This window comes from Nocardia sp. NRRL S-836 (assembly GCF_001279525.1).
In the GTDB taxonomy this organism is placed as follows: Bacteria; Actinomycetota; Actinomycetes; order Mycobacteriales; family Pseudonocardiaceae; genus Lentzea.
On the sequence record NZ_LGDY01000091.1, the window covers coordinates 63346 to 79381 of the forward strand.

The following is a 16036-nucleotide window of genomic DNA, read 5'->3' on the forward strand; positions in this document are numbered from 1 at the left end:
TCAGGACCGGAACCAGGCCCGTTTCACCGTCTTGCCGCCGGTCAGCGCGTCGCGCAGCGAGACACCCGTCAGCCCGCGCTCGGCCAGGCCCGCGCAGACCAGCCGGGCCAGCTCACCCCGGTCGAACGTCGGCGCGGGCCCGTCGTCGACCCCGTCCTCCGGTCCCGCGTAGCCGTCGTGCATCAGCACCACCGCTCCACTGTGGACCTGTTTCAGCGTCCGCTCGGCGAGCGCGGCCGCCGGGTGGTCCTCCCAGTCGAACGCGGCCACGTCCCACACCACGGAGTCCAGGCCGGTGGCCCGGATCGCCGCGTACGTCGCCGGCTTCTGCGCGCCGTACGGCGGGCGGAACCAGCGCACCTCCGTGCCGATCAGGTCCTCCAGGCGGTGCTTGCCGTCCGCCGTGCGGGTGCGGACCTCGCGCGGCGGCAGTGTGGTGAGGCGCACGTGGTCGACGCCGTGCAGCGCGATCTCGTGACCCGCGGACCGCACCTCGCCGAGCAGGCTCCGGTACTTCTCCGCACGGCCCACCAGCACGAAGAACGTCGCCGTGCATCCGGCGTGTGCCAACGCTTCCAGCACCCGTTCGGTCGCGCCCGGCTGCGGCCCGTCGTCGTAGGTGAGCACCACGTGCGGTTGCGGCGAAGAGACCTGGCGCACTGATCCGATCGGAGCAGTGAGCGGCAGGACGAGGCGCCGGGCCAGGCGACGGGACATGGCGTCACTGTAACGACACCACGGGGGTCCTCGATCCAGTTCACATGACGAGTGGCTCCGACCTGGTGAGTCTGTCGATCTTGATGGTGTCCTACAACGCCGCCGACCACCTCGAAGCCACGTTGCGTTCGCTGCGGGGGTCTGCCGCGCCGTCGGACCCGTTCGAGGTCCTGGTGACGGACAACGGTTCCGCGGACGGCGCGGCCGACGTGGCCGAGCGGTTGCTGGGCACCGGGGCGGTCGAACGCATGCACCGCAACACCGGCTTCGGCTTCGCGGTCAACCGCACGGCGAAGCGCGCCAGGGGCGACTACTTCCTCCTGCTCAACCCGGACGCGCACCCGAAGCCGGGCGCGATCGACGCGGCGCTGGCGGTGCTGCGCGCGCGGCCACGCACCGGGATCGTCGGCGGACGCTGCGTCACGCCGGACGGTGAGCTCGACCCGCGCAGCTGCTTCGGCCGCATCACCGCGTGGAGCCTCACCTGCGGCATGCTCGGCCTGTCGAGCGTCTTCCGCCGCTCCGCGGTGTTCGACCCCGAGTCGCTGGGCGGCTGGCAGCGCGACGACCAGCGGCCGGTCGACGTGATCAGCGGCGGGTTCCTGCTCATCTCCCGCGAGACCTGGGAACGGCTCGGCGGCTTCGACGAGACCTACCTGATCTACGGCGAGGACCAGGACCTGTGCCTGCGCGCGGCCGCACTGGGCTTCTCGCCGTGCATCGCGCCGTCGGCCGAGTTCGAGCACGCCGTCGGCGCCTCCTCGTCCCACCGCGCCGATCGCGACGTGCTGGTGCTCACCGGACGGGCGACGGTCGTCAAGGGCCACCTGAGGCAGCGGCGGTACGGGCTCTTCGCGCTGCGGGCCGGTGTGGCGCTGCGGGCGGTGGCCGAACGGCTGCTGGGCAAGGGGCCGCGGTGGAGCGAGGTGTGGCGCCGGCGCGCGGAGTGGTCCGGTGGCTGGGGTGCCCGTCCCGACTTCCTGCGGTCCGCGTGAGGCCGCCGATCGCCGGTGTCGTGATCCCGGCGCACAACGAGGAACGCGGCATCGCGCGGTCCCTGTCCTTGCTGGGGAACGAGTTCGACGTCGTAGTCGTGGCGAACGCGTGCACTGACGCCACCGCCGACGTGGCGCGTGCCGCGGGCGTGAAGGTCGTGGAGACACCGGTGGCGGGCAAGGTGCACGCGCTCGCGCTGGGTGACGAGGTGTGCGCGACGTTCCCGCGGGTGTACCTCGACGCGGACGTGGACCTGACGGCGGAGTCGTTGCGCGCCATGGTGTCCGAACTCACTGCCGACGACACGGCGCTGGCCTGCGCGCCGGTGCCGGAGCTGGACCTGACCGGCTGCTCGCGGGTCGCCGCGGGTTTCCACCGCACGATCGCGCGGCTGCTCGCGCACCGCCGCGGCCTGTCCGGCACGGGCGCCTACATGGTGACCGAACGCGGGCACGCCCGGATCTTCCCGATGCCGGAGGTCGTGAACGACGACGGCTACGTGCAGCGCCGGTTCTCCTTGGCGGAGAAGAGGATCGTCCGATCGGCACGTGCGGTGGTGCGGCCGGCCAGGACCGTGCCCGCGCTGGTGCGCCGCCGGGCACGGGTGCGCCTGGGCAACCGGCAGCTCGACGCGCTCGGCCTCACCGGCCACGAACCGCCGCTCGCGCTGGGACAGCTGCGCGGACTGGTGTCCTCGGGTGAGGTCGCCCGGCTCGACGCGCTGTGCTTCCTCGCGGTGCTCGCCGTGGAGAAGGTGCTCGCCCGCTGGCGCCGCTTGACCGGTGTGACGGCCGAATGGTCCACCGACCGCACCACGCGGTAACGCACACCCGTTGGTGGAACGACTAATCCAGCGTTGGCCCGGTACCCCGGTGAGAGGTCTTAGTTGTGAGCGCACCGCACGTGTTGATCATCGTGCAGAACCTGCCAGTGCCGCTGGATCGGCGGGTGTGGCTCGAATGCCGTGCGCTGACAGCGGCCGGCTACGAGGTCTCGGTCATCTGCCCCAAGGGACCGGGCGACCCGGCCTACCAGCTCCTCGACGGAGTGCACCTGTACAAGTACGCTCCGCCGCCGCAGGCCGAGGGCGCGCTGGGCTACGCCTGGGAGTTCCTCTACTGCTGGGTGCGCACCGCGGTGCTGAGCGTGAAGGTGCGGACGCGCCGCCGGTTCCACGTGATGCAGGCGTGCAACCCGCCGGACACCTACTGGGCGCTCGCGCTGCTGTGGCGGCTCGGCGGCGTGCAGTTCGTCTTCGACCACCACGACCTCAACCCCGAGGTGTTCCTGTCCCGCTTCGGCGAGCCGGCCGGGTTCGCGGGCAAGCTGCAGTACCGGGTCCTGAAGTGGCTGGAGCGCCGCACGTTCCGCACGGCCGACCGGGTCACCTCGACCAACACCTCGTACCAGAAGATCGCCTGGACCCGCGGTGACGTGCCGCCCGAGCGCACCACCGTCGTGCGTTCCGGCCCGGACACCACGGTGATGCGGCCGGTCGAGGGCGTCGACGAGCTGCGCCGCGGCGGCAAGCACCTGGTGGCCTACCTCGGCATCATGGGCCCGCAGGACGGCGTCGACGGCGTGCTGGAGGTGGCCCGCAGGGTCGTCTTCGACCACGGCCGCAGCGACGTCCGCTTCGCCCTGCTGGGCTTCGGCGACTGCCTGGACGACCTGAGGAAGCAGGCCACGGCCTGGGGCCTGGACCCGTACGTCGAGTTCACCGGCCGGGTCGGGCCCGAGCAGATCACCCGCTACCTGTCGACGGCCGCCGTGGGCCTCGGACCGGACCCGTTGTCGCCGCTGAACGACGTGTCCACCATGAACAAGACCATGGAGTACATGGCCTACGCGTTGCCGGTGCTGTCCTACCGGCTGACCGAGACCGTGGTGTCGGCCAGCGACTGCGCCGTCTACGTCGAACCCGGTGACGTCGAGGCGTTCACCACGTCGCTGCTCGACCTGCTCGACGACGCGGAGCGCCGCGGTCGGCTCGGCTTCGAGGGTCGCCGCCGCTGCGAGGCGGTGCTCGACTGGCGCCCGCAGGCCGAGGCGTACGTCTCGGTGTTCGACGGGCTGACCGGATTTGTGTCGCGCGGACCTTTCCCGGACGGTAGACCTGAACTGGCCGCGGGCACCGACCAGTGGGGCAACAAGATGATCGACGTGAGCGACGACGCCGTTCTCCGCGCGTTCGCCGTGAACCGAACGGGAGAATGATGTTCGTCAGAAGGATCGCGGTCGTCGGCACCGGGTACGTCGGCCTGACCACCGGTGCGTGTCTTGCGTCACTGGGGCACCGCGTGGTGTGCGCGGACGTCGACGAGGCCAAGGTGGACCGGCTCTCGCGCGGCGAGGTCGACATCCTCGAACCGGGCCTCGCCGACCTGGTGAGCGGCGGGCTGGCCTCGGGCCGCCTCTCGTTCGTCGTCGGCGCGTCGGCCGCGGTGGCCGACGCCGAGGTGGTCTTCCTCTGCGTGCCGACCCCGATGGGCGTGGGCGGCATCGCGGACCTGAACGCCGTCGAGTCCGTTGTGGACGAGACCCGCGACCTCCTGCCGTCCGGCTGTGTGATCGTGAACAAGTCGACCGTGCCGGTCGGCACCGCCGTGCGCACCGCGGAGCTGCTGCGCCGCGACGACGTGGCCGTGGTGTCGAACCCGGAGTTCCTGCGCGAGGGCTCCGCCGTGCACGACTTCCTGAACCCGGACCGCATCGTCGTCGGCTGCGACCAGCAGGACGCGGCCGAACGCGTGGCCGCCCTGTACGCCCGGCTGGGCGCGCCGACGGTGCTGACCGACGCGGCCTCGGCCGAGCTGGTCAAGTACGCGGCGAACTGCTTCCTGGCCATGAAGCTCTCCTACGTCAACGCCGTGGCGGAGCTGTGCGAACGGCTCGGCGCGAACATCACCGACGTCACCGAGGGCATGGGCTACGACAAGCGCATCGGCCAGTCGTTCCTCAACCCCGGCCCCGGCTGGGGCGGCTCGTGCCTGCCCAAGGACACGCACGCGATGCTCCAGGTCGCCGACGCGGCCGACTTCGAGTTCCGCCTGCTGCGCGCCACGATCGACACCAACGAGCGGCAGCGCCAGCGGATGGTCGAGAAGGTCCGGCTGGCGGTCACCGGCAAGCGCGGCGGGTCGCTCTCGCACGTCCGGCTCGGCCTGCTGGGGCTCACGTTCAAGGCGGGCACGGACGACCTGCGCGACTCGCCGGCGCTGGCCGTCGCCGCGTTGCTGAAGCAGGCCGGTGCCGAGCTCGTGGGCTACGACCCGGCGCTGGCTGGGGGGACCGATCTCGGGCCGGTGTCCGTTGTGGATGATCCCTACCAGGCGGCGAAGGACGTCGACGCGCTGGTCGTGCTGACGGAGTGGACCGACTTCCGGTCGCTGGACTGGGGGCGGCTGGCGGAGACCGTTCGTCAGCCGGTGGTGGTGGACACCCGGAACATCCTTGATCCGGATGTGATCCGTCGGGCTGGGTTCACGTGTACCTCGCTTGGGCGGCCGTGACTGAGGTGTTCCTGGGGCTCCGCCCCAGACCCCGACACTCCCAAAGAAGCCGCCAGCGCCGTGAGCAGGTAGATGGCACGCCTGTTTGTGTTGGGCGGCTGCCGGTTGGGTTGTTTGGTTGCGTTGCGGTGGGCGTCTGCCCCGTCTAGCTCTCACAGAGCGAGCCAGACCTGAGGGGTGAGGTCAAGTCGACGAAAAGCGTGTCGACTTGACCTCACCCCTCAGGCCCGGCAAACGATCAGAGCGCTAGACGGGGAAGCCACCCACCGCGGAACCGCCCGAGGAAAGGCTGGAACGCCTCGCCTTCGGCTCGATCAGAGGGTCAGCGGCCGGTGAACGTGGCCTTGCCTGGGCCGTCGGTCAGGAAGCTGTGCACGGCCCGGGGCAGGTCCTCGGTGTCGAACAGGGCCGCTGCGATCGTGGTGACGTGTGCGTCAGCTTCCGGTACGCCGCCGTGCTCGAAGTGCGCCAGCACCTGCTTGGTCGCCGCGTGGGCCTGGGTCGGGCCCGTTGCCAGGCCGAGGGCGAACTGTTCGGCGGCTGCCGCGAAGCCCTCGTCGGGCAGGACGCGGTTGACGACGTTCCAGCGTTCCATGACCTCGGCCGGGTAGAGGTCGCCGGTCAGGACGAACTCCTTGGCGCGGGCGACTCCGGCGCGGGCGGCCAGGCGCTGGGTGCCGCCCATCGTCGGGGTCAGGCCGACGACCTTCTCCACCAGGCCGAAGCGGGCGCTGTCGGCGGCGAGGATCAGGTCGCAGGCCACCGCCAGTTCGAACGCCCAGGTCAGGCAGAGGGAGTGGGCGGCGAAGACCGTGGGGATCGGGAGTGCGGCCAGGCGCTGGGGGAGCAGCATCATGCGGTCGAAGAGGGCCTGTGCGTCGGCGCGGTACTCCTGGGCGGCGAACAGGGAGACGTCGACGCCGCCGGACACGACGCGGCCCGCCGCGTTGACCAGCAGGGCGCGGGCGTCGCCCAGGTCGTCGAGGGCGTCGTGGAACTCGGCGTCGAGTTCCAGGGTGTAGAGGTTGAGCGGGGGTGCGTCGATCGTGATGATCGCGAGCTCGTGCTGACGGGTCAGGTGGATCTTCACAGGAGCAGCCTCACAGCCAGTCGCGGCGTTTGAACATCAGGTACAGGAAGTACGACAGCGCCAGGATGCCGAGTGTGGACACCCAGAAGCCCCAACGCTGCTCGAAGCCGGGGTAGGGGACGTTCATGCCGTAGTAGCCGGAGATGGCGGTCGGGACGGCGATGATCGCGGCCCAGCTCGTGACCTTTTTCATGATCGAGTTCAGGCGGTTGCCCTGCACGGCCACCTCGGCCTCGCGCAGGTTCGTGACGAGCTCGCGCAGCGACTCGGTCAGCTCGGCGGTGAAGAGGGTGTGGTCCTTCACGTCGAGGTAGTAGGGCATCAGGTCGTCGGAGATCAGCGACTGGTCGCGGTGGAGCAGGGAGCCGAGGATCTCGCGCATCGGCATTGCCACGCGGCGGAGGTGGACCAGCGCGCGGCGCAGCTTGAGGATCTTGCGGCCCAGGTGGGGTTTCTCCTGGTAGATCTTGTCCTCGACGGCCTCGATGTCGTCGTCCAGCGCCTGCGCGGCGGCGTAGTGGCCGTCGACCACGTCGTCGAGCAGGCCGTGCAGCAGGAAGCTGACACCGCACCTGGACAGCGGGGCACCGGCGTCCCAGCGGCGCAGCACGCCGTCCAGGGAGTAGCGCTCGCTCTCGCGGACGGTGACCAGGACCTGGGGGAGCACGAAGACGTCCACCTCGGTGGTCGCGACCTCGTGGTCGGCGTAGGTCACGGCGTGGATCGCGAGGAACAGGTGGGTGGGGTAGCGGTCGACCTTGGGGCGCTGGCGTTCGCCGAGCGCGTCCTCGATGGCGAGGTCGTGCAGGCCCAGCTCGTCGCGCAGCAGGCCCACGTCGGACTCCGACGGCGCGCACAGGTCGAACCACACCACGGCCGAGGGATCCTCGACCAGGTGCGCGACGTCCGCGACCGGGAAGTCCTCGTCTACCAGTTCGCCGTTGCGGTACAAGCGGGTCCGACCCATGGGTGACAACGATACGTAGATCTACTCAGATGTGAGGTTCCGGCCCGAGTTCCCGCTACCCTCGAACCGGTGAAGGTGGACCAGCCTCAACGCATCGGTGACTACCTGCTGCTCGGCAGGCTCGGTCGTGGTGCCATGGGAACCGTCTACCTGGGGCAGAGCAGCGACGGACGCCAGGTCGCGGTCAAGGTCGCCCGTGCCGAGCTCGCCGACGACCCGCGGTTCCGCGAACGGTTCCGCCGCGAGGTGCAGATGGCCCGCGCCGTCGGCGGGAACGGGACCGCGGCGGTGCTCGACGCCGACACGCGGGCGCCGCGGCCGTGGATGGCGACCGAGTACGTGCCGGGGCCCACGCTGCAGGAGGCCGTCGAACGGCACGGGCCGTTGCCGGAGCACCATCTGAGACGACTCGCCGAGGGACTGGCCGAGGCGCTCACGGCGATCCACGGCGCCGGGCTCGTGCACCGCGACCTCAAGCCGTCGAACGTGCTGCTCGGCGCGGACGGGCCGCGGGTCATCGACTTCGGCATCTCCCGCGCGATGGAGCACACGGCGCTGACCGAGACCGGCATGGTGTTCGGCACGCCGGGGTTCCTCTCGCCGGAGCAGATCACCGGCCAGGACGTCGGCTGCCCCAGCGACGTGTTCGCGCTCGGCGCGGTGCTCGTCTACGCGGCCACCGGCAGGGGACCGTTCGGCGAGGGGCCGACGGCGACGCTGCTGTACCGGGCCGCGCACGGCGAACCGGACCTCGACGGGCTGCCCAAGTCGCTGCGGCCGCTGGTGCAGCGGTGCATGCACCGCGACCCGGCCAAGCGCCCGGACCCCTCCGAGGTCACGCGGCTGCTGGCCCAGTTCGCGAAGCCGCCGACCGCGAAGCTGCCCGCCCCGATGACCCCGGCCGCCGCGACGTTCTCGACGTCGCGGATCGTGCCGTTCACGTGGGGTGTGGTGAACCTGGCCGCCGCCCTGCTCGCCGCGGCGATCGCCGACCCGGCCGCCAAGGCGAACGGGGCGACCCAGCTGCTCGCGCTGGCCGCGTTCTGCGTGCTCGTGGTGCGGGCGGCCCGGTTCTTCGGCGCGTCCGCACGGCGCAAGGTGGTCGTGGAGATCAGCCGCGAGGGCATCGCGACCACCCGCAACGGCAAGTTCCACCAGTACTGGTGGTACGAGCTGGCGCGCGTGCGGGTGGTGCCGCACAAGAAGCGCCCGTGGGTCGTGGTGTGGCTCAAGGACCCGGCACCGCGCCGGTTCTTCGGCGCCCACCACGGCGGGGTGCGGGTGTTCCCGATCGCCCACGAACGCTCGCGCCGCCGCCGTGACCGCGAGGTGGCCGAGCTGCGCGCCGCGCTGGGCTGGTACCTGCCGCGCTCCTACGACGGGCGCTGATCGGTCCACCCGTAGGTGATCGACACGTCCAGCACCGGCGTGCCCGGTGGCAGGCTGCTCACGACCGGGTCGGCCGGGTCGCGCACCTCGAAGCCCGCCACCTCACCGGTCACGGGGTCGACCCGCAGCGTCGTCGTGCCGCCGTCGATCCACACCTTCCCGTCGTCCCAGCGGACCGCGGGGTCACCGGCGAGCCGGCGGTAGAGCTCCGCCTTCTCCCGGTTGGTCGTGTACGGCGAGATCAGCGTCGCCGCGGCGCTGCGCACCTTGAGCGCCGGGTCGGTGGCCAGCGGCGCGGTCACGGTCACCTCGTGGCACGGGGTGTGCGTGCACAGCGTGGTCCACAGCGCCGGCCCCTGCTTGTTGACCTCGCGTTCGAGGAGCTCCACAGGCTGCTGGACCCCGGCGATCGGCCGGTGGTTGCCGGTCAGCCGGGTGTGCGCGACCGTGTTCTCCCCCTTGGCGGAGGGCAGGTACATGTCGGTCTGGTACTCCAGCTGGGTCGCGCCCCAGTTCGACTTGCCGAGCGAGCCGGTGGTGACGGGCACCCACGACACGTACCGGATGTGGCGGTAACGACCGAGCGGTTCCGCGGAGACCTCCAGGATGCCCGCCGCCTCGACCAGCGAGGTCGCGGGCGCGGTCGGCATCGTGGCGGCGGGGGCGTCGTGGTCGCCCGGCCGCACGAACACGACGAGCCCGGCGACCAGCAGCACCGCCACGGCGGCAGCGGCCACGCCCGCCCACGCGGGCACGCGGCGCTTGCGCGGCTGGGCGAACAGCCGCTCGCGCATCCGGGCCAGCCGCAGGTCTTCCTCGGTCTGCCGCAGCGGGTACAGCTCGGCGAGGTCGTCGTCCAGCAGGTCACGCATGGCGCAGCTCCACTTCCTTCAACTTGGCGCGCAGCCGGTGCAGCCGGGACCGGGCGGTGGCGGCGTTCAGGCCGAGCGCCTCCGCCGCCTCCCGCACCTCCAGCCCGGCCAGCGACACCAGCAGGACCAGGTCGCGGTCGGCCTCCGGCATCCTGGCCAGCTCACCGGCGATCAGCCGCAGGTGCGACCGCGCGTCGATGCGGCTGACCACCGTGCTCTCCAGCGACTCGGCGACGGCCAGGGTCACGCCGTAGCGCTCGGCGGTCTTGAGCAGCCTGACCTCGCGCTTGGCGTGGCCGCGCAACAGGTTCGTCGCGATGCCGTAGAGCCAGCCGACGACGCTGCCGCGGCCGGGGTCGTAGCCGTCCTCGCCGCGCATGGCCGTGAGGAAGGTGTCGCTCACCAGGTCGTCGGCCACGTCCACGCCGACCCGGCGCGCCAGGTACCTGTGCAACGGACCGGCGTGCTCGTCGAACAGCTCCGCGAACATCACGCCCCCAGTTGGCTCCCCGCAGTTGCCGTGTTGCAGTGAGCTGCATCACATCGCTGAACTCGGTGGACGGCGTCACGACGATGGTCGCATGACGGGATGGGTCGTGACGGCGGGCGAGAGCGAGGGCTCGGCCCTCGTCCACGAGTACAACGTGGACGTCATCCGCCGGTACTTCGGCCGGCGTGACGTCGCCGCCGACGTCGAGCGGTACGAGCGCGAGGAGATGGACCACGACGTGCCGGTGTTCCTCGTGGTGTCGCGCGACGGCGAGGACGCGGGGTGTCTGGGGATGCGGTTCCTGGCCGACGGCGCCGGTGAGCTGACCCGGATGTTCGTGCGTGAGCGGTTCCGCGGCCAAGGTGCGGCCTCGGTGCTGATAGCCGCCATGGAGGAGGAGGCGGTGCGGCGCGGGATCACGACGATCCGGCTCGACACGCGTGCCGACCTCGTGGAGGCGCGGGCGCTGTACGCCAAGCACGGGTACGTGGAGGTCAAGCGCTACAACGAGGCCGTGTACTCCGACCACTGGTTCGAGAAGGAGCTGGCCGGCTGACGTCAGGCGGCCGTGCGCAGCCCGCCCCTGACCGCGGCGACGTAGTCCGCGCAGGACTGCAGGGCCGCGACGCCGTGGACGACCTGCCAGCCCGCGGGCACGGGCAGCGCCGCCGGCCAGACGGAGCACCGGCCGGCCGGGCTGACCAGCACCAGGAACATGGTGTGAGCCGGAGCGAACGGGGTTGTCATGACCCCAGGGTGACGCGCGGCGCCTGTGCTCCCGCTCGCCGCGCGCTCGAGCCGACCGCCACCGGACACGACAACGATGTCGGTCCCCGGTTCCGGAAGCGTGCACGAGTGTGGTTACGTGTGATCGTGACTGTGGAACAGGTGGTCCTGCTGGCCGAGGACGGTTCGGCCATCGGCGTCGAGGACAAGGCCGTCGTGCACCACGCGGACACCCCGCTGCACCTGGCCTTCTCCAGCTACGTCTTCGACTCGGCCGGCCGGATCGTGCTGACCCGCCGGGCGTTGCACAAGAAGACCTTCCCCGGCGTGTGGACGAACTCGTGCTGCGGCCACCCGCTGCCGGAGGAGGACATGGCCCAGGCCGTGCTGCGCAGGCTGCGGGACGAGCTGGGCATGGAGTGCTCCGAGCCCGAGCTGCTGCTGCCGCGGTTCCGCTACCGCGCCGAGATGGACGGGGTCGTGGAGAACGAGATGTGCCCGGTGTTCCGGGTGCTCTCCGACGACGAACCCACCCCGAACCCCGACGAGGTCGACTCGGCCGAACGCGTGCCGTGGGCCGAGTTCGCCGCCGGTGTCCTGGACGGCACCCGCGTGATCTCGCCGTGGGCCCGCCTGCAGGTCGCCGAGCTGGTGGAGCTGGGCCCCGACCCGCTGGCGTGGCCGGTGGCGGACCGGGCCGGGCTACCCGGCGCCGTCCGCCTCGCCTGACCGGCCCCGACCACCGCGGAACGGCCTGGCGTCAGCGCTGCTGCTCGGTCACCACCCGGCGAGCAGCGCGACGCCGAGACCGGTCATCACGGCGGCGATCACGCCGTCCAGCACCCGCCACGCCCGCGGCTTCGCGAACAGCGGGCTGAGCAGCCGGGCGCCGAAGCCGAGCGCGACGAACCACGTGACGCTCGCCGCCACCGACCCGACCCCGAAGAGCCACCGGCCGGCGGCGATCGACCCGAGCAGCAGCACGGTGTCGAGGTACACGTGCGGGTTGAGCCACGTCAGCGCGATCGCGGTGAGCACCGGCCGGCTGTGCGCGCCGGTCTCGACGTGCATGGCCCGCGGCCGCACCGCGCGCCGCGCCGCCAGGAACCCGTAGCCGAGCAGGAAGAGGCCGCCGACGACGGCCGCGACGGTGACCACCTGCGGCCACCGGCGGACGACCGCCCCGAACCCGGCGACACCCACCGCTACCAGGACCGCGTCCGACACGGCGCAGACCGCGACGACCTTCGCCACGGCCTCGCGGCGCAGTCCCTGGCGCAGCACGAAGGCGTTCTGCGCGCCGATCGCGACGATCAGGGTCATCGTGGTGCCGAAGCCGAGCAGCAGGTCTCTCACGCGCTCCACGCTATGGACGCGTTCTTGATGAGACCAGCTAAAGGTTCTTACGTATCATTAGCGCTCGTGATGGACCTGGACCTGGTGCGCACCCTGCTCGCGGTGGTGGACTCCGGCACGTTCGACGCGGCCGCGACAGCGCTGCACGTCACGCCTTCCGCTGTCTCCCAGCGCATCAAGGCCCTCGAACAGCGCACCGGCCGCGTGCTGCTCGTCCGCGCCCGGCCGGTGCGCCTCACGCCGTCCGGCGAGGCGATCGTCCGCTACGGTCGGCAACTGCTGGCCCTCGACCAGGACCTCGCCTCGGCGCTGGGAACCGGCGCCGTGGTCCGGGTCTCCGTCGCCGTGAACGCCGACTCGCTCGCCACCTGGTTCCTGCCCGCCCTGCAACGGGTCCCGCCCGCGTTGCGGATCTCCTTCGACCTGCACCGCGAGGACCAGGACCACACGACCGCGCTGCTGCGGCAGGGTTCCGTGATGGCCGCCGTGACGTCCTCGCGCGAACCCGTCGCCGGCTGCTCGGTGCGCAAGCTCGGCCACATCCGGTACGCCGCGATGGCCACGCAGTCCTTTGTGGACCGCTTCGCGGCCGGACCGCCGAAGTCGTGGCTCCCGGACGCCCCGGTCGTCGTGTTCGACCGCAACGACGACCTCCAGGACCGCTTCGTCCGCACCCTGACCCGCGGTCGCGGCGCCTCCGAGCACCGCCACTACGTCCCGTCGTCCGAGGTGTACGTGCGCACGATCGCCGCCGGCCTCGGCTGGGGCATGGTGCCGCCGCAGCAGCTCCTCGACGGGCTGGTCGACCTCGTCCCCGGCCGGACGGTGAGCGTGCCGCTGTACTGGCAGCAGTGGAAGCTCGACTCACCCGCGCTGACCGCGGTCGCCGAGGCGGTGGCGGCGGAGGCGGCGGTCGCGCTGCGCTAGCAGTCATCCTGTCGGCTTCCTGAAGCCAGGAACCACGCGGACCCGCCCGCGCGTTGACCGGTTTGTGCTGATTCCTCGCCTTGCCGCCACCGGCGGTTCGCTCGCGGTCGTCGTGACCGTCGCCCTGGTCGGGCTGCTCGACCTGACCGTCGGGTCGTTGCGCCGCACGATCAGCGAGTACGCGCTGGGCGAGCACCGGCCGGTGTTCGACGTGGCGGTGCTGCTGCTGGTGGCGGGCTCGGTCGCGATCCTCACCGCCCTGGTCCACAGAGGACTGACGAGGTGGCGGTCGGCGGGGTCGATCGCGTTGCTGCTGTGGTCGGCGGGCCTGCTGCTCGTGGTGGTGTTCCCGAAGACGAACTGGGCGATGGGCACCAACCAGCTCAGCGGCAGCATCCACCGGTTCGGCAGCATGGTCGCGTTCGTCAGCCTGCCGGTCGCGATCGTCCTGCTGGCCCGGCCGTGGCTGCGTGACCACGTGTGGGGCCGACACGCGAGGTGGACGATGGCGTCCGGTTTGCTGAGCGTTGTCGCTTTCATGCCGCTGCTCTACGCCATTGTGCTGGGGGCGGTCTCCGACGTTCGGTGGTGGCGGGTGTTCCCGTTGGGCTACATCGAGAGGATCTTGCTCGCCGCGGAGGTCGGCGCGGTGCTGGTCGCCGGGCTGTGGGCGGTCGCGGCCAGTAGGGTTGCGCCATGGCGAGTTGGGGAGACCTCGCGGATTACGTCCGCGCCGAGTACGACGTCATCAGCGACGAGCCCGAGGAGCTGAGGATCCTCTTCACCTTCGGGGACGAGGACGAGGGCGACGACGAGCGCACGCAGGTCGTGATCATCGTCAGGGAAGTGCTCGACAAGATGCACGAATGGGTGCAGATCGCCTCGCCGTGCGGCCTGGCCTCGCAGGTGAACCTGCGGGAGGTGCTGGAGGAGGTCGGCCGGTCGACCGTCGCGTGCGGCCTCGCGATCATCGGGGAGCACGTCGTGGTGCGGCACTCGCTGCCGCTGACCGATCTCGACATCCACGAGTTCACCGACCCGCTGCAGCTGCTGGCGGGCACCGCGGACACGCTCGAAGAACAGTTCTGGGGAGGGGACGGCTACTGATGTTCGACCTGTCGCCCGCCACCGAGCAGCTCGCAGGCTTGATGCGCAACGTGACCGACCGCGACCTGAAAGCGCCGACACCGTGTCCGCAGTACGCGGTCGGCGACCTGCTCGACCACGTCAACGGCCTGGCCGTGGCGTTCACCATGGCCGCGGCCAAGACGCCGTTGCAGGGCAGCGGCTCCGGCGACGCCGCACGGCTGCCGCTGGACTTCCGCGAGTCGGTGCCGGCCCGGCTCGCCGAGCTGGCGCAGGCCTGGCGGGCACCCGAGGCCTGGGAGGGCATGACCGCCGCCGGTGGGGTCGACCTGCCGGGTGAGGTCGCCGCCGCGGTGGCGCTGGACGAGGTCGTGCTGCACGGCTGGGACCTCGCTCGTGCCACCGGGCAGCCGTTCGAGGTCGACGAGGGCCTGCTCCAGGTGGTCCACGGCTTCGTGTCGTCCATCGGCCCCGACAACCGCGACGGCTCGCTGTTCGGGCCCGCGGTGGAGGTCGGCCCGGACGCGCCGCTGCTGGACCGTGTCCTGGGACTCAGTGGCCGCGACCCCGCCTGGAAAGTAGGTTAGGGTCACCTAATGTGAGAGCGATGACGGTGCAGGTTCGGGCGGGGCTCGGCGTCGGACGCCTGGCCGCGGCGATGGACTCCCTGGTGGAACTCCACCCCGAACTGTGTCGCTCCGGCTTCGCGCACGTCGAGGTCGCCGACCCCGCCGCCGCCACCCCCGCCGCACTGGCGCGGGCGGAGGCGGGGCTCGACCTCGGTGCCGGGATCCTCATGCAGGCCGTGTGGCTCGACGCCGGACCCGAGCGCTCCGGCCGGATCGTGCTGGTGCTGCACGACATCGTGGCCGACCGGCTGCCGCGCGTCCTGCCGTGGCTCGTGCAGGCGTGGAAGCAGCCCGCCCTGGTCGGCTAGCCCTGCGGATCTTTTGCATGATCGTGTGCAGATGATGGTGTGTGGTCGGACGTGGTGAGCTGACGGACAAGGCCTGGGCAAAGATCGCGCCGTTGCTGCCCGCGCAGAGGAGGACAACGTCGCGTTCGTGGTCAGCGTCGACTCCACCAGCGTCCGGGCCCACCAGCACGCCGCGGGCGCCCGGAAAAAGGCGGCTGCGCGGACTGGATCGAAGACCTCGCCATCGACGGCGAATGCCTCGGACGATCCCGCGGAGGCCTGACCACCAAGCTCCACCTGGCCGTCAACACCGCCGGCCTGCCGCTCGCGGTGATCCTCACCCCCGGCCAGGCCGGCGACAACCCGCAACTGCTGCCACTACTCGACGACATCCGCGACATCGACGTGGACCGGCGGCGAGTGCGGGTCGGGCGGTGATCGCCGACAAGGCCTACACCCACCCGAGCACCCGCACCGCGTTACGACAGCGGCGGATCAAAGCCACCATCCCCGAACGCGTCGACCAGATCGCCCGCCGCAAAACCAAGGGCTCGGCCGGTGGCAGGCCACCGGCTTTCGACCCGGATCTTCACAAGATGCGCAACGTGGTCGAGCGCTGCTGAGCCGAGATCATCTTGGCCTGCATCGCCCATCACCTCTGGTGAAGATCCACAGGGCCTAGCCCTGCACGCCGAGACCGCCGACGACCTCGACGTTCTGGCCGGTGAACTCACCGGTGAGCATCGGCATGGCCTCGGCGATCGCGGCCTTCGTCTCCGGGAGCTGCAACGAGTCGGCGTGGTGCCGGGCGGACTCCCAGATCTCGCTGACCCAGATCTTGTCCTCGTCCTCCGGGTCCAGGCCGACCGCGTACAGCCGGCAGCCGGCCGCGCTCAACCCCTCCTGACCGCGGGTCAGGATCGCCACCACCTCGTCGCGGTGGCCGGGCTTGGTCCTCATTGACGCGATGTAGCCGAAAGCCATGCGGTGAT

General features: G+C 71.2%; 22 protein-coding genes. 14 read left to right on the forward strand and 8 right to left on the reverse strand.

What is annotated here, in order from left to right; genetic code table 11:
* Window positions 1-717, reverse strand: a complete 717-nt coding sequence (locus ADL03_RS11135) for a polysaccharide deacetylase family protein (protein ID WP_063798536.1) — start codon at window positions 715-717, stop codon at window positions 1-3.
* A 44-nt stretch (window positions 718-761) separates the two neighbouring features.
* Here ADL03_RS11135 and ADL03_RS11140 point away from each other — a divergent pair, with 44 nt between their 5' ends.
* The 4 genes from ADL03_RS11140 (at window position 762) to ADL03_RS11155 (ending at window position 5225) form a co-directional block, all read left to right on the forward strand.
* A complete protein-coding gene (locus ADL03_RS11140) occupies window positions 762-1712 on the forward strand; it encodes a glycosyltransferase family 2 protein (RefSeq protein WP_053733302.1) in 951 nt (316 codons plus the stop codon).
* Window positions 1709-2536, forward strand: a complete 828-nt coding sequence (locus ADL03_RS11145; protein ID WP_053733303.1) for a glycosyltransferase — start codon at window positions 1709-1711, stop codon at window positions 2534-2536. Before ADL03_RS11140 ends, ADL03_RS11145 begins: the two co-directional genes overlap by 4 nt.
* Window positions 2537-2601: 65 nt before the next feature.
* Window positions 2602-3930, forward strand: coding sequence for a glycosyltransferase family 4 protein (locus tag ADL03_RS11150; RefSeq protein ID WP_053733304.1), 1329 nt, complete (start codon window positions 2602-2604; stop codon window positions 3928-3930).
* On the forward strand, window positions 3930-5225 hold the full coding sequence (locus ADL03_RS11155) for a UDP-glucose/GDP-mannose dehydrogenase family protein (protein WP_053733935.1): 1296 nt from the start codon (window positions 3930-3932) through the stop codon (window positions 5223-5225). Before ADL03_RS11150 ends, ADL03_RS11155 begins: the two co-directional genes overlap by 1 nt.
* Window positions 5226-5547: 322 nt before the next feature.
* Here ADL03_RS11155 and ADL03_RS11160 read toward each other — a convergent pair whose 3' ends face one another.
* The gene (locus tag ADL03_RS11160; RefSeq protein ID WP_053733305.1) at window positions 5548-6315 is read right to left on the reverse strand and encodes an enoyl-CoA hydratase/isomerase family protein; all 768 of its coding nucleotides are present in this window, start codon (window positions 6313-6315) and stop codon (window positions 5548-5550) included.
* 10 nt (window positions 6316-6325) lie between these two features.
* Window positions 6326-7282, reverse strand: a complete 957-nt coding sequence (locus ADL03_RS11165; protein WP_197288259.1) for a magnesium transporter CorA family protein — start codon at window positions 7280-7282, stop codon at window positions 6326-6328.
* Between the two features lie 69 nt (window positions 7283-7351).
* Here ADL03_RS11165 and ADL03_RS11170 point away from each other — a divergent pair, with 69 nt between their 5' ends.
* Window positions 7352-8671, forward strand: a complete 1320-nt coding sequence (locus ADL03_RS11170; protein ID WP_053733306.1) for a serine/threonine-protein kinase — start codon at window positions 7352-7354, stop codon at window positions 8669-8671.
* On the opposite strand, the gene ADL03_RS11175 is transcribed toward ADL03_RS11170, so the two are convergent.
* The gene (locus ADL03_RS11175; protein WP_053733307.1) at window positions 8656-9543 is read right to left on the reverse strand and encodes a hypothetical protein; all 888 of its coding nucleotides are present in this window, start codon (window positions 9541-9543) and stop codon (window positions 8656-8658) included. The two genes, ADL03_RS11170 and ADL03_RS11175, sit on opposite strands and share 16 nt — an antisense overlap.
* Window positions 9536-10033, reverse strand: a complete 498-nt coding sequence (locus ADL03_RS11180; RefSeq protein WP_082373046.1) for an RNA polymerase sigma factor — start codon at window positions 10031-10033, stop codon at window positions 9536-9538. The genes ADL03_RS11175 and ADL03_RS11180 overlap by 8 nt, the downstream gene beginning before the upstream one ends.
* A gap of 91 nt (window positions 10034-10124) precedes the next feature.
* Between ADL03_RS11180 and ADL03_RS11185 the strand changes: the two genes are divergently transcribed.
* The gene (locus ADL03_RS11185) at window positions 10125-10589 is read left to right on the forward strand and encodes a GNAT family N-acetyltransferase (RefSeq protein WP_053733309.1); all 465 of its coding nucleotides are present in this window, start codon (window positions 10125-10127) and stop codon (window positions 10587-10589) included.
* Window positions 10590-10591: 2 nt separating this feature from the next.
* Here ADL03_RS11185 and ADL03_RS11190 read toward each other — a convergent pair whose 3' ends face one another.
* Window positions 10592-10780, reverse strand: coding sequence for an MbtH family NRPS accessory protein (locus ADL03_RS11190; protein ID WP_053733310.1), 189 nt, complete (start codon window positions 10778-10780; stop codon window positions 10592-10594).
* A 132-nt stretch (window positions 10781-10912) separates the two neighbouring features.
* On the opposite strand from ADL03_RS11190, the gene idi reads away from it, so the two are divergent.
* The gene (gene idi / locus ADL03_RS11195; RefSeq protein WP_053733937.1) at window positions 10913-11488 is read left to right on the forward strand and encodes an isopentenyl-diphosphate Delta-isomerase; all 576 of its coding nucleotides are present in this window, start codon (window positions 10913-10915) and stop codon (window positions 11486-11488) included.
* 48 nt (window positions 11489-11536) lie between these two features.
* Here idi and ADL03_RS11200 read toward each other — a convergent pair whose 3' ends face one another.
* On the reverse strand, window positions 11537-12082 hold the full coding sequence (locus ADL03_RS11200) for a LysE/ArgO family amino acid transporter (protein ID WP_053733938.1): 546 nt from the start codon (window positions 12080-12082) through the stop codon (window positions 11537-11539).
* A gap of 102 nt (window positions 12083-12184) precedes the next feature.
* On the opposite strand from ADL03_RS11200, the gene ADL03_RS11205 reads away from it, so the two are divergent.
* The 7 genes from ADL03_RS11205 to ADL03_RS45250 all read left to right on the forward strand — a co-directional run bounded on the left by ADL03_RS11205 (window position 12185) and on the right by ADL03_RS45250 (window position 15667).
* Window positions 12185-13042 carry a LysR family transcriptional regulator ArgP gene (locus ADL03_RS11205; RefSeq protein WP_053733939.1) on the forward strand — a complete coding sequence of 286 codons (858 nt, stop codon included), beginning with the start codon at window positions 12185-12187 and terminating at the stop codon, window positions 13040-13042.
* A gap of 64 nt (window positions 13043-13106) precedes the next feature.
* Entirely contained in the window at window positions 13107-13814 is a 708-nt protein-coding gene (locus ADL03_RS11210; RefSeq protein ID WP_082373048.1) for a DUF998 domain-containing protein, read from the forward strand.
* Entirely contained in the window at window positions 13739-14149 is a 411-nt protein-coding gene (locus ADL03_RS11215) for a hypothetical protein (protein ID WP_053733311.1), read from the forward strand. The genes ADL03_RS11210 and ADL03_RS11215 overlap by 76 nt, the downstream gene beginning before the upstream one ends.
* The gene (locus ADL03_RS11220; protein WP_053733312.1) at window positions 14149-14715 is read left to right on the forward strand and encodes a TIGR03086 family metal-binding protein; all 567 of its coding nucleotides are present in this window, start codon (window positions 14149-14151) and stop codon (window positions 14713-14715) included. Before ADL03_RS11215 ends, ADL03_RS11220 begins: the two co-directional genes overlap by 1 nt.
* Window positions 14716-14735: 20 nt before the next feature.
* A complete protein-coding gene (locus ADL03_RS11225; RefSeq protein WP_053733313.1) occupies window positions 14736-15065 on the forward strand; it encodes a hypothetical protein in 330 nt (109 codons plus the stop codon).
* Between the two features lie 222 nt (window positions 15066-15287).
* A complete protein-coding gene (locus ADL03_RS50760; RefSeq protein ID WP_369808969.1) occupies window positions 15288-15482 on the forward strand; it encodes a transposase in 195 nt (64 codons plus the stop codon).
* Window positions 15479-15667, forward strand: a complete 189-nt coding sequence (locus tag ADL03_RS45250) for a transposase (RefSeq protein WP_082373050.1) — start codon at window positions 15479-15481, stop codon at window positions 15665-15667. The genes ADL03_RS50760 and ADL03_RS45250 overlap by 4 nt, the downstream gene beginning before the upstream one ends.
* Before the next feature lie 55 nt (window positions 15668-15722).
* On the opposite strand, the gene ADL03_RS11235 is transcribed toward ADL03_RS45250, so the two are convergent.
* Window positions 15723-16028, reverse strand: a complete 306-nt coding sequence (locus ADL03_RS11235; protein ID WP_053733314.1) for a putative quinol monooxygenase — start codon at window positions 16026-16028, stop codon at window positions 15723-15725.
* Window positions 16029-16036: the final 8 nt, after the last annotated feature.